At 63.2% G+C, this 19,728-nt stretch carries 22 protein-coding genes; 9 read left to right on the top strand and 13 right to left on the bottom strand.

Annotation, left to right across the window (positions count from 1 at the left end):
- Positions 1–151 precede the first annotated feature (151 nt).
- From glnK to C6V82_RS07875, 3 genes are all read right to left on the bottom strand, one after another.
- Positions 152–490: a P-II family nitrogen regulator gene (gene glnK / locus C6V82_RS07885; RefSeq protein WP_102586778.1), complete on the bottom strand. Its 339-nt coding sequence runs from the start codon at positions 488–490 to the stop codon at positions 152–154.
- 148 nt (positions 491–638) lie between these two features.
- Positions 639–1,889: an ammonium transporter gene (locus tag C6V82_RS07880; RefSeq protein WP_102586779.1), complete on the bottom strand. Its 1,251-nt coding sequence runs from the start codon at positions 1,887–1,889 to the stop codon at positions 639–641.
- Between the two features lie 36 nt (positions 1,890–1,925).
- On the bottom strand, positions 1,926–2,264 hold the full coding sequence (locus C6V82_RS07875) for a P-II family nitrogen regulator (protein WP_102586780.1): 339 nt from the start codon (positions 2,262–2,264) through the stop codon (positions 1,926–1,928).
- A 331-nt stretch (positions 2,265–2,595) separates the two neighbouring features.
- Here C6V82_RS07875 and C6V82_RS18285 point away from each other — a divergent pair, with 331 nt between their 5' ends.
- Together C6V82_RS18285 and C6V82_RS07865 are read left to right on the top strand one after the other, a co-directional pair.
- Positions 2,596–2,964: an accessory factor UbiK family protein gene (locus C6V82_RS18285; protein WP_229843130.1), complete on the top strand. Its 369-nt coding sequence runs from the start codon at positions 2,596–2,598 to the stop codon at positions 2,962–2,964.
- A gap of 180 nt (positions 2,965–3,144) precedes the next feature.
- Positions 3,145–4,647 (top strand): YifB family Mg chelatase-like AAA ATPase, encoded by a 1,503-nt coding sequence (locus C6V82_RS07865; RefSeq protein WP_102586781.1) that lies wholly within the window; start codon positions 3,145–3,147, stop codon positions 4,645–4,647.
- Between the two features lie 37 nt (positions 4,648–4,684).
- On the opposite strand, the gene C6V82_RS07860 is transcribed toward C6V82_RS07865, so the two are convergent.
- Together C6V82_RS07860 and C6V82_RS07855 are read right to left on the bottom strand one after the other, a co-directional pair.
- The gene (locus C6V82_RS07860; protein ID WP_102586782.1) at positions 4,685–5,173 is read right to left on the bottom strand and encodes a hypothetical protein; all 489 of its coding nucleotides are present in this window, start codon (positions 5,171–5,173) and stop codon (positions 4,685–4,687) included.
- Positions 5,170–6,186, bottom strand: coding sequence for an alpha/beta hydrolase (locus tag C6V82_RS07855; RefSeq protein WP_102586783.1), 1,017 nt, complete (start codon positions 6,184–6,186; stop codon positions 5,170–5,172). Before C6V82_RS07855 ends, C6V82_RS07860 begins: the two co-directional genes overlap by 4 nt.
- A 277-nt stretch (positions 6,187–6,463) precedes the next feature.
- Between C6V82_RS07855 and C6V82_RS07850 the strand changes: the two genes are divergently transcribed.
- Positions 6,464–8,650 carry a malate synthase G gene (locus C6V82_RS07850; protein ID WP_102586784.1) on the top strand — a complete coding sequence of 729 codons (2,187 nt, stop codon included), beginning with the start codon at positions 6,464–6,466 and terminating at the stop codon, positions 8,648–8,650.
- A gap of 114 nt (positions 8,651–8,764) precedes the next feature.
- Positions 8,765–9,178 (top strand): PaaI family thioesterase, encoded by a 414-nt coding sequence (locus C6V82_RS07845; RefSeq protein WP_102586785.1) that lies wholly within the window; start codon positions 8,765–8,767, stop codon positions 9,176–9,178.
- An 88-nt stretch (positions 9,179–9,266) separates the two neighbouring features.
- Here C6V82_RS07845 and C6V82_RS07840 read toward each other — a convergent pair whose 3' ends face one another.
- Positions 9,267–9,650, bottom strand: coding sequence for a DUF423 domain-containing protein (locus tag C6V82_RS07840; RefSeq protein ID WP_102586786.1), 384 nt, complete (start codon positions 9,648–9,650; stop codon positions 9,267–9,269).
- Positions 9,651–9,770: 120 nt separating this feature from the next.
- On the opposite strand from C6V82_RS07840, the gene thiS reads away from it, so the two are divergent.
- The 3 genes from thiS to trmB all read left to right on the top strand — a co-directional run bounded on the left by thiS (position 9,771) and on the right by trmB (position 11,616).
- Entirely contained in the window at positions 9,771–9,971 is a 201-nt protein-coding gene (gene thiS / locus C6V82_RS07835; protein ID WP_102586787.1) for a sulfur carrier protein ThiS, read from the top strand.
- A gap of 25 nt (positions 9,972–9,996) precedes the next feature.
- Positions 9,997–10,794: a thiazole synthase gene (locus C6V82_RS07830; protein ID WP_102586788.1), complete on the top strand. Its 798-nt coding sequence runs from the start codon at positions 9,997–9,999 to the stop codon at positions 10,792–10,794.
- A 75-nt stretch (positions 10,795–10,869) separates the two neighbouring features.
- Complete coding sequence (gene trmB / locus C6V82_RS07825; RefSeq protein ID WP_102586789.1) at positions 10,870–11,616, top strand: tRNA (guanosine(46)-N7)-methyltransferase TrmB; 747 nt, start codon at positions 10,870–10,872, stop codon at positions 11,614–11,616.
- A 356-nt stretch (positions 11,617–11,972) separates the two neighbouring features.
- Here trmB and C6V82_RS07820 read toward each other — a convergent pair whose 3' ends face one another.
- The gene (locus C6V82_RS07820; RefSeq protein WP_102586790.1) at positions 11,973–12,887 is read right to left on the bottom strand and encodes an AEC family transporter; all 915 of its coding nucleotides are present in this window, start codon (positions 12,885–12,887) and stop codon (positions 11,973–11,975) included.
- 195 nt (positions 12,888–13,082) lie between these two features.
- Here C6V82_RS07820 and C6V82_RS07815 point away from each other — a divergent pair, with 195 nt between their 5' ends.
- Together C6V82_RS07815 and C6V82_RS07810 are read left to right on the top strand one after the other, a co-directional pair.
- Entirely contained in the window at positions 13,083–13,532 is a 450-nt protein-coding gene (locus tag C6V82_RS07815; RefSeq protein ID WP_229843129.1) for a hypothetical protein, read from the top strand.
- On the top strand, positions 13,529–14,125 hold the full coding sequence (locus C6V82_RS07810) for an SCO family protein (RefSeq protein WP_102586791.1): 597 nt from the start codon (positions 13,529–13,531) through the stop codon (positions 14,123–14,125). The genes C6V82_RS07815 and C6V82_RS07810 overlap by 4 nt, the downstream gene beginning before the upstream one ends.
- Before the next feature lie 18 nt (positions 14,126–14,143).
- On the opposite strand, the gene C6V82_RS07805 is transcribed toward C6V82_RS07810, so the two are convergent.
- The 6 genes from C6V82_RS07805 to C6V82_RS07780 all read right to left on the bottom strand — a co-directional run bounded on the left by C6V82_RS07805 (position 14,144) and on the right by C6V82_RS07780 (position 19,726).
- Complete coding sequence (locus tag C6V82_RS07805) at positions 14,144–15,193, bottom strand: alpha/beta hydrolase family protein (RefSeq protein WP_102586792.1); 1,050 nt, start codon at positions 15,191–15,193, stop codon at positions 14,144–14,146.
- A 9-nt stretch (positions 15,194–15,202) separates the two neighbouring features.
- Positions 15,203–15,892, bottom strand: a complete 690-nt coding sequence (locus C6V82_RS07800) for a BamJ family beta-barrel-assembly machinery protein (RefSeq protein WP_102586793.1) — start codon at positions 15,890–15,892, stop codon at positions 15,203–15,205.
- 217 nt (positions 15,893–16,109) lie between these two features.
- Positions 16,110–16,553, bottom strand: a complete 444-nt coding sequence (locus tag C6V82_RS07795; protein ID WP_102586794.1) for a universal stress protein — start codon at positions 16,551–16,553, stop codon at positions 16,110–16,112.
- 26 nt (positions 16,554–16,579) lie between these two features.
- Positions 16,580–17,863, bottom strand: coding sequence for a TRAP transporter large permease (locus C6V82_RS07790; RefSeq protein WP_102586795.1), 1,284 nt, complete (start codon positions 17,861–17,863; stop codon positions 16,580–16,582).
- 30 nt (positions 17,864–17,893) lie between these two features.
- Entirely contained in the window at positions 17,894–18,472 is a 579-nt protein-coding gene (locus tag C6V82_RS07785; protein ID WP_102586796.1) for a TRAP transporter small permease, read from the bottom strand.
- Between the two features lie 237 nt (positions 18,473–18,709).
- Entirely contained in the window at positions 18,710–19,726 is a 1,017-nt protein-coding gene (locus C6V82_RS07780) for a TRAP transporter substrate-binding protein (protein ID WP_102586797.1), read from the bottom strand.
- Between the last annotated feature and the right edge of the window lie 2 nt (positions 19,727–19,728).

Genomic DNA, 19,728 nt, shown 5'->3' with positions numbered 1-19,728 from the left:
AAGCTGGAAGAACACCCGCTTCGCGGGCTTAAGCTGGAAGCTGGAAGAAAAACCGCCTCCGTGGTCTTCCCACGGAGGCGGTGCTATTGAAGCTGCCTTCCAGCTTCCAGCTTCCAGCTTCCAGCTTCCAGCTTCCAGCTTCCAGCTTTAGTCAGACCGCGTCCTTGCCGGTCTCGCCGGTACGGATGCGGATGACCTGCTCGAGCGGGGTGACGAAGATCTTGCCATCGCCGATCTTGCCGGTGTTGGCGACACTTGTGATCGCATCGATGACCTTTTCGGCCATGTCCTCATCCACCGCGACCTCGAGTTTCACCTTGGGCAGGAAGTCGACCACGTACTCGGCACCACGGTAGAGCTCGGTGTGGCCCTTCTGGCGGCCAAAGCCCTTCACTTCGGTCACGGTGATGCCCTGCACGCCGATTTCGGATAGCGACTCGCGCACGTCGTCGAGCTTGAAGGGTTTGATGATGGCGGTCACCAGTTTCATGGTCGGACTCCTCGTCTGTTCGGTGTGATGGCCACAGCCACCCGCATATGCCTGATCAACCTCTAGCATACACCCCCGCGGGGGGAATAAAAAAAGGCCCCCCGAAGGAGGCCAGGAGGAGCACGCCAGCTCACTCGGTTTGCGACGCTTACTTCTTGGCGACGCTGAACTCGGGGTAGGCTTCCAGGCCACATTCGGCCAGGTCGACACCTTCGTATTCTTCTTCTTCGCTGACACGGATACCCATCACCGCCTTGAGGATCAGCCACACGATCAGGCTGGCGATGAACACCCAGGCGAAGATACCGACGATGCCAAGGATCTGCGCACCGAAGGTGGCATCGGCGTTGGTCACAGGCACGACCAGCACGCCCCAGATACCGACCACACCGTGCACCGAGATGGCGCCGACCGGATCATCGATCTTCAGCTTGTCCAGGGTGACGATGGCGGCCACCACGATGGCACCACCCACGGCACCGATCAGGGTCGCACCCAGCGCCGAGGGCGCCAGCGGTTCGGCGGTGATCGCCACCAGGCCTGCCAGTGCGCCGTTCAGGGCCATGGTCAGGTCCGCCTTGCGGAACCACAGCTTGGCCAGTATCAGCGCCACGATCACGCCGCCGGCTGCTGCGGCATTGGTATTGACCATGACCTGTGCGACGTTATTGGCCGAATCCACGCCGGCTACCTTCAGCTCTGAACCGCCGTTGAAGCCGAACCAGCCCATCCACAGGATGAAGGTACCCAGGGTAGCCAGCGGCATGTTGGCGCCGGGGATGGCGTAGATGGCACCGTCCTTGCCGTACTTGCCCTTGCGCGGCCCGAGTACCAGCACACCCGCCAGGGCAGCGGCCGCACCGGCCATGTGCACGATGCCGGAACCGGCGAAGTCGGAGAAGCCGGCGGCGGAGAGCCAGCCACCACCCCAGGTCCAGTAGCCGGACACCGGATAGATGACACCGGTCATCACCACGGCGAAGGCCAGGAAGGCCCACAGCTTCATGCGTTCGGCCACGGCACCGGAGACGATCGACATGGCCGTCGCCACGAACACGACCTGGAAGAAGAAGTCGGAACGCATGGAGTAGTAGGGAGCATCGTCGCCACCGGCCAGCACGGCATCGGCGGTGTTCTCGCTACCGATCAGGAAGCCGAGATTGGGCAAAAAGCCGCCCTCGGGGCTGGAATACATGAGGTAGTAGCCCAGCAGCAGGTACATGGTACAGGCGATGGCGAACAGGGCGATGTTCTTGGTAAGGATTTCGGCGGTGTTCTTGGAGCGCACCAGGCCCGCTTCGAGCATCGAGAAGCCGGCGGCCATCCACATCACCAGGATGCCGCAAATCAGGAAGTAGAAAGTGTCGAGCGCGTAGCTCAGCTCAGTCAGTTCACTCATGGGTGTCTCTCCAGGACCAGTGTCAGGGGGAAGCGATCAAACGGCGTCGGCGCCGCGCTCACCGGTACGAATGCGGACCACGTCTTCAAGCGACGTGACGAAGACCTTGCCGTCGCCGATCTTGCCGCTGTTGGCGGCACTGCAGATGGCATCCAGAACGGTCTCGAGACGCGAATCGTCCACCGCGACTTCAACCTTGACCTTGGGCAGGAAGTCGACGACATATTCGGCGCCACGGTAGAGCTCGGTGTGGCCCTTCTGGCGGCCAAAGCCCTTTACCTCGGTGACGGTGATGCCCTGGACACCGTTGTCGGCCAGTGCCTCGCGGACGTCGTCGAGCTTGAATGGCTTGATGATGGCGGTGATGAGTTTCATCCCATGTCTCCACGGTTGGATTGAATGACGACGGAATCGTCTGCCGATCTCGGCATGCCGGAACTCATGCTCACGCCGTGCCAGTCGTGCACAAATATGTGAAATTTCAGTGAATTGGCGTGGAAGATTACCGTCGCCTGGCGTGGTTGCACCGAGAAGGCGCGTTGGCGTGCATTGAATTAGTGCATGGGTGGGTGGTCGGTGCGCTATTGCGGGGCAAGCGTCAATTGGGCGTGGGACAAACATCCGATTAGGGCTACCGGGGCATGCGTCGTCGGCACTGGTTGCGTATCCTGTACCCAACCCACTCAATATTGGCAGGAGAACACCCATGGTGAGCCATGACCGCATCAGCCGCCTGGCCCAGCAGATCGGCGAACGACTGCAGGGCGCTTCACAGGCACCCGAGGAGGTCCAGAAGGGCATCCAGCAGGTGGTGCGCGGCGCCTTCGACCGCCTGGAACTGGTGTCCCGCGAGGACTTCGACATCCTGATGGATGTGCTGCAGCGCACCCGTTCGCGAGTCGAAGCCCTGGAAACCCAGGTGGCGTCACTCGAGGCCATGCTGGCCAATCAACCGACCTCGGGAGGCGTCGCGGCCGAGGCTTCCCCACCCGCTAAGGTTGCCCCGAAAGAGGTCACGCCTCCCGAGAGCACTTCGCCCGAAGCGGATGCCAGCGGTGACGAGACCGACCGCTGAGTCCTGCCTGGCGTGAAAGGCCCCGCCAGGTTAGAAAGGCCCCGCCAGGTTAGAAAGGCCCCACCAGGCATGAAAGCGGTTGCCACCGGCCGCCACTCCCGCTTGGGCACACTTCTGCCGGGGCTCCCCTCGTTGACTGGACTAGCCTGAACCCAGGAGATCCATCGCGAGGGAACGCGGATGACGCTGGCGATCGTGCATACCCGGGCCGGGCTTGGCCTGGAAGCCCCTGAGGTTCAGGTCGAGGTTCACCTGGCCAATGGCCTGCCCGGCATGACCTTGGTGGGGTTGCCCGAGGCGGCGGTGAAGGAGAGTCGCGAACGGGTGCGAAGTGCACTGGTCAACGCCGGCTTCGATTACCCGCTGCGGCGAATCACCCTCAATCTGGCGCCCGCCGACCTGCCCAAGGAAGGCGGGCGTTTCGATTTGCCCATCGCGCTGGGCCTGCTGGTGGCATCGGGCCAGCTTCCCCCCGAGGCGCTCGAGGGAGTCGAAAGCGTGGGTGAGCTGGCGCTGGATGGCCGCTTGCGGCCGATCAGCGGGGTGCTGCCGCTGGCCATGGCCACGCGCCGCGCACGCCGGCGGTTGATCGTGCCGCTGGCCAATGCCGATGAGGCGGCACTGGCGGGGGAGCTTGAAGTGCTGCCCGCCGATCATCTGCTCGAGGTGGTGGCGCATCTGCTTGGCCAGCAGCCAATTGCGGCCCACTGCCTGGTGCGCCCACCCCACGCCGATGAACCCATGCCGGACCTTGCCGAGGTGCGTGGCCAGTATCAGGCCAGGCGTGCCCTGGAAGTGGCGGCTGCCGGCGGCCATAACCTGTTGTTCGCCGGTCCGCCGGGGACCGGCAAGACCATGCTGGCGAGCCGCTTGCCGGGGATTCTGCCGCCGCTGACCGAGGAAGAAGCGCTGGAGGTGGCGGCGGTGCGCTCGGTGAGCGGGCTGCCGCTGCAGGCGCAGTGGGGGCGCCGGCCGTTTCGTTCGCCCCACCACACCGCCAGCGCCGTGGCGCTTGTAGGCGGTGGTTCGAAGCCGCGACCCGGCGAGATTTCGCTTGCCCACCACGGCGTGCTGTTTCTCGATGAGCTGCCGGAATACTCCCGGCATGTGCTGGAGGTGATGCGCGAACCCATGGAGTCCGGGCAGATTCATATTGCCCGCGCCAGCCATGAGCGTCGCTTTCCCGCTCGATTTCAGCTGGTGGCGGCGATGAATCCCTGCCCGTGCGGGCATCTTGGCGATCCTCGCACGCGTTGTCAGTGCACCGCCGCCCAGATCCAGCGCTACCAGGCACGGCTATCGGGGCCGCTGCTCGATCGTATCGACCTGCAGGTGGAAGTGCCTGCGCTGTCGCCGGAGCAGCTCACCGCCGGTGAGCCAGGCGAGGCGTCGGCAAGCGTGCGTGAAAGAGTGATGGCGGCTCGCGAGCGCCAGTGGCGGCGGGGTGCGTTGAACGCTCACCTGGCCGGGCGTGAGCTGGAGGCGGCCTGCGCACTTTCGGCGGATGACCGGGCCTGGCTTGCCGGGGTACTGGAGCGCCTGAAGCTCTCGGCGCGTGCCTATCACCGGGTGCTCAAGGTTGCCCTGACCCTTGCCGACCTGGCCGGGTTGGCTCACCCCGCTCGCGACCAGTTGATCGAGGCGATCGGCTATCGCCAGCTGGATCGGCTGCTGCGCGGGTGAGTCGGGGGCGAGCGATCGGCAGTCGAGCTGCGTGGCATCACAACGCGGTGGCATCGAAGGCGCCGCTGAGGGTCTCTTCCCAGAGCACCTCGTCGTTGCCGGCGCGTCGCAGTGCCAGTCGCAACCGGTAGGGCAGCAGCACGCGGTCGGAAAGTGCGAGCTCCGGACCGTCGGCGCTCAGCTCGCTCTCCAGCCGCCATTGGTTATCACTGGCATCCTCGCTGAGTGCGTCATTCCAATCGAGTACCTGGGGGCCATCGGAGACGCCTAGCAGCGCGCGGGTCAGGCTCTCGTGGAAGCGCGCCTGGTGGACTCGCAGTCCACCATCCACCAGGGGGGCAGCCAGCAACAGCACCTGATCAGTGGGTGGTTGCGGCAGGGTTGTCGATTCCATGACGCGCAGCGCAGCTTGCTCACCCAGGCCAAACAGCGCCTGGCGCTGGGTCTCGGGGCGTTCCGGGCTGCCCGCACAGCCAGCCAGCAGCAGGACGAGCAGGACATTGGCGGTACGAAAGATCCGTTTCATTGGCGCTCCTCGGGGGTGGCATCATCCTGGTGGGGTGGGTCGGCCTGGGGGTCCAGGGAATCGATGAAGCGGTCGAGTACCTCGAACAGCATGCGGCGGATCGGCTCCGCCTCGTTGACCAGGTGATGGCGTGCTTCGGGGTGTCTGTGGATCTCCGCATTCGGGAACTTGTGCTCGAGTACGCCAAGGTTCCATTCCCAGTCGACCGTGAGATCCTGCTCCCCTTGCAAGATCAGGGTCGGTACGGGATTGGGTGGCATGGCGAGCAGTTTCGGCATCCAGCGGCGCATGGCACTGACCCAGTCGATCGCCACTCGGTCGGCCTGCAACGGGTCCCCTTCGCGCAGGAAATCGGCGAATGCACTGTCGGTGGAGTTGTCCCGAAACTTGCGGGGTATCGAACGCACGAAGGGGCCCACCAGAAGATGCAGCCAGCTCGACTGGTTCCAGCCCCAGGGGCGCACCAGCGGGGCCAGCAAGGCAAGGCCCGCCCAGCGACCATTGTCGCCATGGGTCAGCGCGTCGGTGGCGAGTATCGCTGCACCGGTACTCTGGCCGACTCCCAGCCAGGGCCGCTGGGCCAAGCCTTCCTCTTCGAGGTGGCGCTGCAGGTCGAGCAGGCAATTGCCATAGTCGTCGAAGTCATTGATTGAGGCACGGGCGCCGCTGGAGAGGCCGTGACCGGGTAGATCCCACAACACGACCCGCCAGTTGCGGTCCAGCAAGCGTTCGAGCAGATGGCGGTAGAGCCCCAGGTGGTCGAAGTAGCCATGTACCACGAAGGCGGTTCCCACCGGCTCGGCGGGGCTCCAGACCTGGGTCCACAGCTGGAAGTCACCGGCTTGTACATAGCCCGCGTGCAGCCCAACATGATCGGCGACCAGCGGTGAGAGGCCGTAATGCGTCAGATAGTTGTCAAGGTAGCGCTCCAGGTCCTCGGCACCGCTGGCGGCACCACCCGGATTGACCAGGCGCATGGGGCCGAGGGCCTGCAGTGGGGTGAAATCACTCATCGAATCCTCCGCTCGGCCTGATCATGCTAGCTTCATGTGAGTGGTCCGGCCACCGACTGGCGCGCCAGAGGAGTCATTTCGCACCTGTCCATCCGGTCAGACCAGTGAGACCCGGATTCGGTGTTATCTTTTGGTCTAGCTCACGCCCCTTGATGCCCTTTGCGGGTTTACATGTGGAACTAATTTCCACAAAATTGTCCCTACGCAGTCATCCCCCAACCAGTTTCCGGCGGCCCGGCACGCGAGGCAGCCGGTTGCCAAGCACGAGGAGTACACCATGACCCAACGTGTCACTCGCCACCGCCTCCAGGTGGCCGCTGAACTCGACCGTTTCATCAATGAGCAGGCACTTCCGGGAACCGGCGTCGATGCCGAAGCCTTCTGGACTGGCGTCGATGCACTGTTTCATGATTTGACCCCGAAAAACCGCGAACTACTCGCCGAGCGTGATCGCCTGCAGGAAAAGCTCGATGCCTGGCACCGCGAAAACCCAGGCCCGGTGGGTGACATGGCGGGCTACCGAGCGTTTCTGAAGGAGATCGGCTACCTGGTCGAGGCGCCAGCCAAGGTCGAGGTAACCACCGCCAATGTCGATCGTGAGATCGCCGCACAAGCCGGCCCGCAGCTGGTGGTGCCGGTCAGCAACGCGCGGTATGCGCTGAACGCCGCCAATGCCCGTTGGGGCAGCCTGTACGATGCCCTCTATGGCACCGACGCGATCTCGGAGGAAGGCGGTGCCGAGAAAGGGTCCAGCTTCAACCCCAAGCGTGGCCAGAAGGTCATCGCCTATGCGCGGGGCGTGCTCGACCGTGCCGCGCCGCTGGCCACCGGCTCGCACCGCGATGCAGTGAAATACGCGCTGCGTGATGGCCATCTGGTGGTGACTCTCGAAGGTGGCCGAGAGACTGGCCTCAAGGACCCGGGCAAGCTGGTCGGCTTCAATGGCGACGCCGCCAAGCCCGATTCCATCCTGCTGGTCAATCATGGCCTGCATCTGGACATTCAGCTCGATCCGAGCCACCCGATCGGCAAGACCGACCCGGCCGGCGTCAAGGACGTGGTGGTCGAGGCGGCGGTGACCACAATCATGGATTGCGAAGATTCGGTGGCCGCGGTGGATGCCGAGGACAAGATCGGTGTCTACCGCAACTGGCTTGGCTTGATGAAAGGCGACCTGGAAGAGCAGGTGGCTAAGGGCGACAAGACCATCACGCGCCGCCTGAATGCCGACCGCACCTGGACCAACAGCGATGGCGAGACCGTCACCCTGCCGGGCCGTTCGCTGATGTTCGTGCGTAACGTCGGTCACCTGATGACCACCCCGGCGGTGCTCGATGCCGATGGCAACGAACTGCCGGAAGGTATTCTCGATGGCATCGTCACTGGCCTGATCGCCTTGCACGACCTCAACAAGGGCAAGGGTGAGCCGCGCAATTCGCGCAGCGGCTCCATGTACATCGTCAAGCCCAAGATGCATGGCCCCAGGGAAGTGGCGTTCGCCAACGAGCTGTTCGGGCGCGTCGAGGATGTTCTCGGCATGACTCGCGATACCCTCAAGATGGGCATCATGGACGAGGAGCGTCGTACCTCGATCAACCTCAAGGCGTGCATCAACGAGGCGACCTCGCGTGTGGTGTTCATCAACACCGGCTTCCTCGACCGCACCGGCGATGAGATGCACACCGCCATGGAAGCAGGCCCGATGATTCGCAAGGGCGACATGAAGAACGCCGCCTGGATCACCGCCTACGAGCGCAGCAACGTTCAGGTCGGCCTGGCCTGTGGCCTGCGCGGTCGCGCCCAGATCGGCAAGGGCATGTGGGCGATGCCGGACCTGATGGCGGCGATGCTCGAGCAGAAGATCGGCCACCCCAAGGCCGGCGCCAACACCGCCTGGGTGCCGTCACCCACGGCGGCTGCGTTGCATGCGTTGCACTACCACCAGGTGGATGTCGATGCCATCCAACGGGAGCTGGAGGCCCAGGGTGAGCAGGCGCAGCGCGAGAAGCTGCTGGATGACCTGCTGAGCGTGCCTGTGGCCGCCGAGGCCAACTGGTCCGATGAGGAGATCCAGCAGGAGCTCGATAACAACTGCCAGGGCATCCTCGGTTACGTGGTGCGCTGGGTCGAACACGGCGTGGGGTGTTCCAAGGTGCCGGATATCCACAACGTGGGCCTGATGGAAGACCGCGCTACCCTGAGGATTTCCAGCCAGCACATCGCCAACTGGCTGCACCATGGTGTCGTGGATGCCGAGCGTGTGCAGAAGACGCTCGAGCGCATGGCCGAGGTGGTCGACGGGCAGAATGCCGGTGACCCCGAGTACACCGCGATGAGTGCCGACTTCGAGGCCTCGACGGCCTTCAAGGCCGCCTGCGACCTGGTGTTCAAGGGCCGCGTGCAGCCCGCCGGTTACACTGAGCCGCTGCTGCACCATTGGCGTGCAGTGCACAAGGCGAGTTAAACCTCGCCGCCCACGACGCAACGCTGCGCCCCGGCTATCTGCCCGGGGCGCTTTGCGTTATGTTGGCGTCAACTGACCAGCTCGAGACCTAGACTTGCGACAGGGAGCGCGCCCATGACCGTGATGACCGCCGCCGCCATCGAGGATTTTCTCGATGAGGTCTTTCCCCAGCGCACCGGCACCATCGAAGGCGTCGACGAGATGCGGGCGACCATGAGCCTGGCCATCGACGACGAGCACCTGCGCCCTGGCGCCAGTGTCTCCGGCCCGACATTGATGGGGCTTGCCGATGTCTGCTTGTATGTGGCGATTCTGGCGCAGATCGGCCCCGAGCCGATGGCGGTGACGAGCGATCTTCACTGCCGCTTTCTGCGTCGGCCGAGAGGCGACCGCGATGTAATCGCCAACGCGCGCATTCTGAAGCTGGGCAGCCGGCTGGCGGTGGGCGAGGTCCAGTTGTTCTCGTCTGGCGATGACCGGCCGGTTGCGTTGGTCACCGCCACCTATGTATTACCGGATCGAGATTAAGTATTACCGGACCGAGATTGAGTATTGCCGGACTGGGATTGAATGCTGCCAGAACGGGATCGAGTCTCTTCAGAATGGAATCGCTGGCTTAGCGAGAGCGTTGCGCGCACAGCACACAGACCGCCAGTGCCAGCCAACCGGCGATCATCAGCACACCACCGAGGGGGGTGATCATTCCCAGTGCGCCGATGCCGCTCAACGCCAGGGCAATCAGCGAACCTGTGAACAGCAGGGTACCGGTCACCCATAGCCCCATGGCCAGCCGTTGCCAGGGCAGTGGGGTGCTGGCCCGCCAGGCGAGTACCGCCAGCAGGGCCAGGGTATGCCATGCCTGGTAGCGCACCCCGGTCTCGAAGGCCGCAGCAAGCCGTGGGGCCAGTTGGCCTTCAAGCGCATGGGCGCCAAAGGCACCGGCGATGACCACCAGCGCGCCGGACATCGCCGCCGTCAACCACCAGCCTCGATCCTGCATGTCACGTCTCCCGGTGTTTGAATCGCTGCACACCGTACCCTGGCAAGCTCGACTCGGCTACAATTGTCGGCCCGAATCATCCACTGATCACCGTCACGATCCGAGCGTAGAGAGGACGCCATGCATATCACGCTGAATGGCGAGGCCCACACCCTGGCGCCCGACCTCACGATCGCCCAACTGGTCGAGTCCCTGGGGCTGACCGGTCGGCGTATCGCCGTGGAGGTCAATGAAGAGATCGTTCCCAGAAGCGAGCATGCCGCGACTCCCCTCGGCGAGGGCGACAGGGTCGAAGTCGTGCACGCCATCGGGGGCGGTTAGACGTCAATCAGAAGAGGCTCACGCCATGACAGATTTCATCCAGGACCAGCCCCTGCGCATCGCCGGGCGCGAGTTCTCGTCCCGCCTGCTGGTTGGCACCGGCAAGTACCGCGATTTCGACGAAACCGGCGAGGCCATCGCGGCCAGCGGCGCCAACGTGGTGACCTTCGCCGTGCGCCGCACCAACCTTGGTCAGCAGGCCGGCGAGCCCAACCTGCTCGACGTGGTGCCGCCGGAGCGGTTCACCCTGTTGCCCAATACCGCCGGTTGTTACACCGCCCGCGATGCGGTGCGCACCTGCAAGCTGGCGCGCGAACTGCTCGACGGTCACCGGCTGGTGAAGCTCGAGGTGCTGGGCGACGACAGCACGCTTTACCCGAACGTGGTGGAGACCCTGGCCGCTGCCGAGGAGTTGATCAACGACGGCTTCGACGTGATGGTCTACACCAGCGACGACCCGATCGTTGCCCGTGAGCTGGAGCGTCTGGGCTGCTGCGCGATCATGCCCTTGGGCTCGTTGATCGGCTCCGGCCACGGTATCCAGAACCCGCACAACATCCGGCTGATCATCGAGCACGCCAATGTGCCGGTGCTGGTGGATGCCGGGATCGGCACTGCCTCCGACGCTGCCATGGCCATGGAGCTTGGTTGCGACGGCGTATTGATGAACTCCGCCATCGCCAACGCCCGCCAGCCCGTATTGATGGCAAGCGCCATGAAGAAGGCCGTCGAGGCAGGGCGCGAAGCGTTCCTGGCCGGCCGCATGCCGCGTCGCCAGACTGCCGACCCTTCCTCGCCGTTCGCCGGACGTATCAACGGTTGAATGTCTCGTTCGACGTCTGAATGTCCTGTCTAGCCGAATGGCCCTGTACCGCCCAAAGAGAGCCCGTATCGCCCCATGAATGACCAGCCACGCGACGACATTGCCCCGACCACAGGCCCCGAAGGTCCGGATGCCCCCTTGCATCGCCGCGGCATCAAGAGCTACGTGCTGCGTGCCGGGCGCATGACCCAGGCCCAGACCCGTGGGCTCGAGGAGGTATGGCCACGCCTGGGGCTGACCCTTGCCGAGCGTCGCCAGGACCTCGACGCACTGTTCGGGCGCCGGGCACCACGCGTGGTGGAGATCGGTTTCGGCATGGGCGCCTCACTGGTCGAGCAGGCCGAGCGTCACCCCGAGACCGATTTCATCGGGATCGAGGTGCATGCGCCGGGCGTCGGCAAGCTGCTGGACGAAGCCGACAAGCGCGGGCTTGCCAACGTGCGGGTGTATCGCGAGGACGCCTTGGCGGTGCTGGAGCAGGGCCTGCCCGAGGGCAGCATCGACACCCTGCAGCTGTTCTTTCCCGACCCCTGGCCGAAGAAGAAGCACCACAAGCGGCGTATCGTTCAGCCGGCCTTCGTCGAGTTGATCCGCACCCGGCTCAAGCCCGGCGGTACCTTCCACCTGGCCACCGACTGGCAGGCCTACGCCGAGTGGATGGCGGAAGTGATGGATGGCGCCCCGGGTTACGCCAACACCGCCACGCCGGACACGGCCCCCTATGTGCCGCGCCCCGAGTTTCGCCCGCTGACCAAGTTCGAGGCGCGCGGCGAAAAGCTTGGCCACGGCGTCTGGGACCTGATCTACCGCCGCGAAGACTGAGTCTCCGTCCATGCACTCCAGGTTTTCGCCTGGCCGGGCGGAAGCCTTGGCTGTGTGAGTGGCGTCCTGCCAAGCCAGCAGGATGGCAGGCAATCGCATGAAAAGTCGTCGCACAAAAAAACCGCCCCTCGGAGGGGGCGGGCAAGACCGTGACTAGCTAATGAGAGGGAGAAACCACGGCAGGAGACTGGCGGGCCCTGCCCTGGCAGTGGCGCCTCATCAACGCCACTGGATTAAAGGTAATCATTCTCATTTAACCTGTCAACACAAATGAGACGCTTTTTTATTGGCAGTCTGTTGTGAACCCGGCATCGTGAACCGAACATCGTGAACCCAGTATCGTTAAGCAGATGTCGTTAACCGGCTAACTTTAGCCATAGGGGCAGGGTCAGCATCGCCAACAGCGTCTGGCCGGTGATCAATGCGGCCATCAACTCGGCATCCCCACCCATCTGCCGGGCCAGGATATAGGCGGAGGTAGCAGTGGGCAGGGCGGCGAACAGCAGCGCCACATCGCGGCTGATGGGGTCGAGCTGCAACAACAGGGCAAGCCCGAGTACCAGCGCCGGCATCAGCACCAGCTTGACCAGGTTGGTCAACCACACGCCACGGTCCAGCCGCAGCAACGCGGTGGGGCGCAACGCTACCCCCACCGCGACCAGGCCCAGCGGCAAGGCGGCACGCCCCAGTAGCTCCATACTGGCCTGGCTCCAGCCGGGCAGCCCGATGCCGCTGAGATTCAGGCCGATGCCGATCAGACAGGCCAGAATCAGCGGATTGCGCGCCAGCGCTACCAGGCTTGCGGTCAGGCTCGAGGCGCCCAACGTGCCGGCGGCGATGAAACTGATCACGCACAGCACGTTGACCAACGGCACCATCAGCGCCACCGCCACGGCTGCCACCGTGGCACCTGGGCCACCGTGCAGCGCTGCGGCAGCCGCCACGCCGACATAGGTATTGAAGCGCAACGAGCCCTGGAAGGCCGAGGTGAAGGCCGCCGGTTCCAGGTGAAACCAGCCACGCAACGCCCAGAGCGCGATCGCCAACAGCATCATTGCTCCAAGCAGCACGATAGCGACGCGAACCAGCGGCACCTGGCTGACATCGGCGCTTGCCAGGGTAGCGATCAGCATGGCGGGGAACAGCAGGAAGTAGATCAGTCGTTCCAGGCGTGGCCAGAAGTCGCCGCCCGGCTGGCGAGTGACCCCCAGTGCCGCTCCCAGCAGGATCAACATAAACAGCGGTCCCAATGCATTAGCCACCCCTTCCATGTTGCTAGCTCCTGGTGTGTTAACAGTGAATGGCGAACGGTGAATGGCCTGCGACATCCTTGCACAGTCGGCCATGGGCAAATGCTGGTAAGCTTACCGACATTCGGCCCCTAGTGAAGTGCCTCTTTGGTCATCATGCCTCCATCCGACTCCTCCTCGTCTCCTGTTATCCACCCCCCGTTGTTGAGGGTGCTGATGTTGTTGACGCTGGCCGCCGCGGTCGTGGCACTCTGGTACCTGACCAGTTACAGTCTGCGCGGCGGGGGAGATATGAGCTGGCTCGCTGTCGAGACGCCTTGTGATCTGCACGTGGGTCCCTGCACGGCGACGGCGGAAGAGCGGCTTGTCACCTTCGAGATGGGCTCGGACGGTGCGATACATGCACTCGAAAGAGTGCCGCTCAGCGTCAGCCTGGCGTCTGTGGAGGCCGAGTCGGTGATGGTCGAGTTCGTCGGCCGCGACATGGACATGGGGCTGCACCGTTTCCCTCTTGCCCGCGATGCTGACGGTGTGTTTCGTGGCCATGGCCAGGTGTCGCTGTGTACCGAATCCGTGATGCCCTGGCAGGCCAGGGTGGTGGCGACCACTGCCAACGGTAGAGTGGGCGGCCAATTCGATTTCGATGTGGAGAGACAGGCACCATGAAGCGACAGGCAATCTGGTTTGGGCTTGCGGCCATCGTGTTGATGGTGGGTGCGGGAGGCTACTTCTGGTACCAGCAGCAAGTGGTGGCGGCGAGCGGCAGCGAGATCCAGGGAGGACCAGTCGAACTGCCTTCCACCGACGGTGACTTCTCGCTTAGCCAGCTCGATGACGATCAACTCGCGGTGCTGTTCTTCGGGTACACCTACTGCCCGGATGTCTGCCCGATGAGCATGTCGGTGGTACGCCAGGCCATGGCGGAACTGAACGAGGATCAGCGGGATCGTGTGGTGCCGCTGCTGATATCGGTCGACCCCGAGCGTGATACGCTCGAGCGGTTGGACGAATACATCGCCTACTTCGGCGACCGGTTCATCGGCGCCACCGGCAGCCAGCAGCAGCTCGAGGAACTTGCCGAACGCTACGGCGTGGTATGGCGCAAGGTACAGACACCGGATTCGGCGATGGATTACACGGTCGATCACAGCTCATCGCTCTATCTTGTCGACCGAGATGGCGTGGTGCAAAAGCGGGTGCTCTACTCGCCCACTCCCCACGCCTTGCTGTCGGCGCTTCAGACTGAGCTTGGCAGCTAAAGCGCTGGGGGAGAGGCCTCAGTCGCCTGGCGACTCCTCGAGGCGCTCAAGCATCGCCATCAAGGCGCTGACCTGAGTGCCTTGGCGGCTGTCATGCAGGGGGTCGAGCTGCCAGGTGCTCTCCGCGTATCCCCACCAGTCGAAGCAACCCTGGGGATTGGCCATGCTGGTCTCCACCTGTGGATAGATCACTACGCGGCGGTTGGTGTCCGCCCACTCGTTGAGCCCGTTATAGCGCACGAAGGTGTCGTCGATCTGCTCCGCGCCCATGCCACAGCCGTGCAGCGCCATGGTCAGGCCGCAGCCGCCTTCATCACATACTTCCGGTATGTACAGGTAGCCGCTATCGGCTAGCCCCTTGGCATCGGCAACCTCGCCCTGGTCGAAGCTGATCAAGCGGCCACTCGCCTCGTCGGCCGGTGGTTCGAGTTCACCATGCACAAACTCCAATGCCTGGCCGGCGATATCCAGGTCGCAGGCCAGCAGGTGGCTACCTTCACCCACGTGACAATCGGCAAGTTCAGTGGCTGGAACAGGCTTGGCACGCAGGCCGATAGGCCAGCCGTGGCCGACCTCCTCGCTCTTCAGCAGCAGGAGCTGATCGTCCGGATCAGCAAGCCAGCCCCGGAACTGCTCTGCCAGGGCCTCGCTCAATCCCGGGGCCATGACCTCATCTTCACCGCCATGCCAGATGAACAACCGTAGCCTTGCCAGGTCTTCCGGCTGCCCCACCAGGTCACGCCTCAGGTAGCCTGCGTGTCGCGTGGCCAGCTCGTCGAGATCGGGTTCGCCAAGGCGGTCTGTCATGCACTGGCCAAGTGCCAGGCGTAGAGCCCCTCGCGCACATGACCAGGGCCCTGCCGCCAACACGCCAAGCCCCTGGAAACGCTCTGGCCAGGCAACCGCAAGCTGGGTCGCCATATAACCACCCGAGGAGACCCCTATGACACTGATATCGGAGGGGTCGATGGCCAGGCGAGGGAGGTCCGGCGGGGTCTGAGCCGACGCAGGCAAGGCCGCCAGCCCTGCAAGGGCAAGGCTGGCGGCAAGCGTGTTGGAAGGTGTCATGAAGGCTCGTCAGTCGTTGGCAACGTCGAGCAGCTCGACCTTGAAGATCAATGTTTCATGGGGGCCGATGGGGCCTTGCCCTTGTTCGCCATAGGCGAGCTCGGCGGGAATCACGATCTCCCAGGTGTCACCGACGCTCATCATCTGCAGGGCTTCCTGCCAACCTTCGATGACCTGGTCGACCTGGAACGTGACGGATTCGCCGCGCTCGTAGGAGCTGTCGAACACGCTGCCGTCGGTCATGGTGCCTTCGTAATGTACCTCGACGCTGTCCTCGGCACCGGGGGTCGCGCCATCACCGGATTCCAGCACGCGATACTGCAGGCCAGAGTCGGTAATCTCGACACCTTCCTGCTCGGCATGGCTGGCCAGGTAGGCTTCCGCCTCGGCGCGGTTGGTTTCTGCCTGTTCCTGCGCTTCAGCTTCACGGGCGGCCATCGCTTCCTGCTGGAAGCTCATCAGCGCCTCGGCCATCTCCTCATCGCTCATGGCCAGCTCGCCACCGTCGAAGACATCCCGAATCGCTTGGGTGAAGGCATCCACGTCGAGCTCGTCGACATCCTGCTGGATGCTCTGGCCCAAGGTCACCCCGAGGCTGTAGCCAAGGCGTTCCTCGTCGGACTCGGGTGCCTGGGCCATCACCAGGGGTGCACTGGCAAGCAGGGCGGTAAGGGAAGCGGTGGTGAGCAGTCGTTTCATGAATACGTCTCGTGACATGGGTGAGCCTTGTGGTTCGGCGCGACTCGCCATCGGTGGTTGGGAATTCATGGGACTCTAACAGGGCCGGGCCAGTTCCGCATTCGCTTCAACGAATGCCGAACCGGCCCGGCAGGAGTGGTGATGTCGTCAAGCTGTAGTCGTCAACCAGCAGTGGCTGTTCTTCCCTCCAGCACCAATGGCTGAAGCATGCCCCGGATCACACCACCATCACGGGGCAGTGCGCGGAACCGGCAACCCGCTGGGCCACGCTGCCAAGCAGCAGGCTCTTGTCGCCATTGGTGCCCTGGGCGCCGATCATGATGAGATCGCATTCCCGCTTGCGGGCAAAGCGCACGATGGTGCGCGAGGGCCGTCCTCCCTTGACGAAGGCACGCAGCTTCTCGGCCGGCACGCCAAGTTCCATGGCATGGGACTTGGCCTGGACCGCGATCTCGGTGGCATAGGCCTTGAGGGCGTCATCGGGGATCTCGAGCCGGTCCGGGCGCACCATGGACAGTGACGCCTCGAGCAGGCTGTGGTGCTTGAACACACACAGCACATAGAGCTCCGCACCGGTCAGCAACTGCAGGGCAGCACTCTTTTCCAGCGCCTTGAGGGCACCTTTGGACCCATCCACCGGTACCAGTATTCGATTGAACATCGTCAATCTCCTCGTGATTCAGTGGATCAGCGGAACGCCAGGTCGCGCAGGAACAGCGCAATCTGCGGGAACATGATGATCAACGCGGCGGCGCTCACCAGCATCAGCACGAAAGGGGGTGTGCCCTTGATCACATCCCAGTAAGGACGCTTGAAGATGGCGATGGCGGTGAAGATGTCGCACCCGAAGGGGGGGGTCGCCGACCCTATCGCCACCTGCAGCGTGATCAGGATGCCGACCAGCACGGGGTCCAGCCCGGTGGCCGCGACGGCCGGGGCGAAGATCGGCGTCAGCACCAGGATGACCACGATCGGGTCGACGAACATGCAGGCCACGAAGAAGGCGATACAGATCGCGATCAGCACCCCGACCGGCCCGGCCTCGTTGATCCCCACCGCCTCGAGGATGGTTTGTGGAATCTGGGCGAAGGAGATGATCCACGAGAAGCCGTTGCCAACGGCCACAAGGATGAATACCACCGCGGTGATCAGGCCGGTGGATTTGGCGATGGCGTAGATGTGGTTCAACTGCAATGAGCGGAATACCACGAACTCCAGCAGAATGGCATACAGAACACAGGCGGCGGCCGCCTCGGTGGGGCTGAAAATGCCCCCGTAGATGCCGCCAACGATGATCACCGGGAAGCCAAGCGGCCACAGTGCCATGCGCACGGCCGACAGGCGCTCGCCCCAGGAGGCCTTCTGCTCGGTGGGCACCTTGCGCACCGTGGCATAGATCACGCAGTAGATGGAGAACATCAACAGGATCAGAAGGCCTGGCCCGATACCGGCGATGAACAGCTCGCCGATGGACGTTCCCGAGATCACACCGTAGATGATCATGCCAATACTTGGCGGGATCAGGAAGGCGATATCACTGGAGTTGATGATCAGCGCCAGCGAGAAGGAGTCGGAGTACCCCGCCTTGAGCAGCTTGGGGCGTAGCGGGGAGCCTACCGCCACCACTGTGGCCTGGGTGGAACCGGATACCGCCCCGAACAGCGTGCAGGATGCCGCGGTACTGACCGCAAGGCCGCCTTTCACATGGCCGATGAAGGACATCACCATGTTGATCAGGCGCTCGGCCGACTGGCCGCGTGTCATGATGTCGGCGGCCAGGATGAACATCGGCACGGCAATCAGCGACGCCGGGCGGATGCCCGCCATCATCTGCTGGATTAGCGTATCCATGTTGCCCAGACCATTGAACATCATGTAGAAGCCGATGACCGCTGCGGATATCAGCGGGATCATCATCGGAAAGCCCAGCAACAGCAGGGCGATCATGGTGGTAACCATTATTGTCGTCATGGTGCATTCCCCTGAGCGTTTCGCCCTGCGTCAAACTTCCGTTTCCGTATCCTTGTAACCATCGACGACCCCGGTCGATAGATAGACATCTTTTGACGTCAGGTTCTTGATCGCGGTCAGCAGATATTGGATACCGGTGATCAGAAAGCCCATGGGCACCCAGACGTAGATGATCCAGATCGGGAAGCCCAGCGCTGGCAGGATCCTGCCTTTCGACTGAAGATCGAGGATGTAAACGATCGAGTAGTAGAGCAGGAAGAACATCACCAGCGAGGTGAAGAATGAAATGCAGATCATCAGTACCTTGCGTCCACCCACCGGTAGCGCATCGTAGATCGCCGACATACGAATGTGTCGACCGTGCCGGGCGGCATAGCCGATACCGGCGAAGGTGATCATGATGATCAGAATGCGATTTATCTCGCCGGAAAAGAAAATACTGTTGCCGAAAACGAATCGGGCAATGACGTTGGTGACGGTGTTGAGCGCCATCAACAGTACACCGAGTGCCAGGATCACCGCCTCCACCTTGCTGATGAAGGTATCGATGGTCCCAAGAAAACCCGGCAGGCTCGAGCTGTAGTTTTTTTCGGACTCTTCGTCAGTCATGACCGCACTCCCTCCAGCGTGTGACGAGAGAACATCGGGTTCCCCACGATCAGCATACGCGCCAATATCCGGTCACTTCGCCCCAGACATCAACGCTGGGTGGACGCTGCCGTGTAGGTGAAACCTGACGGGATGAAGGCGACGTGAGCGATTCGCTGCATAGTCACCTGGCTAACAACGCACAGGGGGGTGGCCCGGGTGGGCCACCCCCCTGCTGGTCTCATCGTGTCGGGAGGGTCACTCGCCGGTCACGGCTTCGAGGTCGGCCTTGAACTGGTCGAGCAGTTCCTGGCCACGCTCGCCGGTCATGTCGATGAACTCTTCCTCGACTTGCGGGGCGCGTTCACGGAAGGCCTGGATCTGCTCCTCGTTGAGGCGCGTGACGGTGACCTCGTCCGACGCTGCCTGGATCTTCTCCAGAGACTCCTCGGCCAGGCCCTGGATGTGCTCGATGGTGTGGTCGTAGGCCGCATCGGCCGCATCGCGCACCAGCTGCTTGTCCTCGTCGGACAGGCCTTCGAAGAAGTCCTGGTTGGCCATCATGGCGGTGGTGAACCAGCCGTGGCCGGTGAAGATCAGGTTCGGAGACACTTCATACAGGCCGCCGGACTCGATCCAGAAGATCGGGTTTTCCTGGCCATCGATGATACCGGTCTGCAGGCCACCATAGACCTCGCCCCAGGGCAGCGGGGTAGGCGTTGCGCCGAAGGCATTGTAAGTCTCCGCCAGCAGCGGGTTGGTCATGGTGCGGATCTTCTTGTTCTCGAAGCCTTCCGGCGAGGTGACCGGCTCATCGGCGGTCACGACCATCTCACCCTCAGGGTACATCTTGAGTAGCTCGAGACCCTGCTCGGCGTAGAGCTCGGGGAACATCTCATTGATGGCCTTGCTCTCGTCGAAGAACTCGAGAACGGTCTCTTCATCGGTGGGCAGCAGATAGGGAATGAAGAAGATCTGTGCCTCAGGAATCAATGAACCGGTAAAGCCGGGCGACTGGTTGACGAACTGCAGGATGCCGTTCTGGGTCTGCTCCATGATGTCGTCGGACTCACCCAGTTCACCGAAGCGGTATACTTGGATGGTGTGGTCGGAATTCTCTTCGATGTAATCCTTGAAGGCATAGGCAAAGACATCCTGCACATCACCTTCATACTCCTCGTGGGCATAGCGCCAGTTGTCGGAGTGTGCGGCGGCTGACATGCCGAATACCAGGGCGCCAATGGTTGCCGTGGTCAACAGCTTGGTTGCTTTCATTC

It is taken from the genome of Halomonas urumqiensis (assembly GCF_003028575.1).
Taxonomy (GTDB): Bacteria; Pseudomonadota; Gammaproteobacteria; order Pseudomonadales; family Halomonadaceae; genus Halomonas; species Halomonas urumqiensis.
This window is presented reverse-complemented; position numbering and strand designations above follow the sequence as displayed.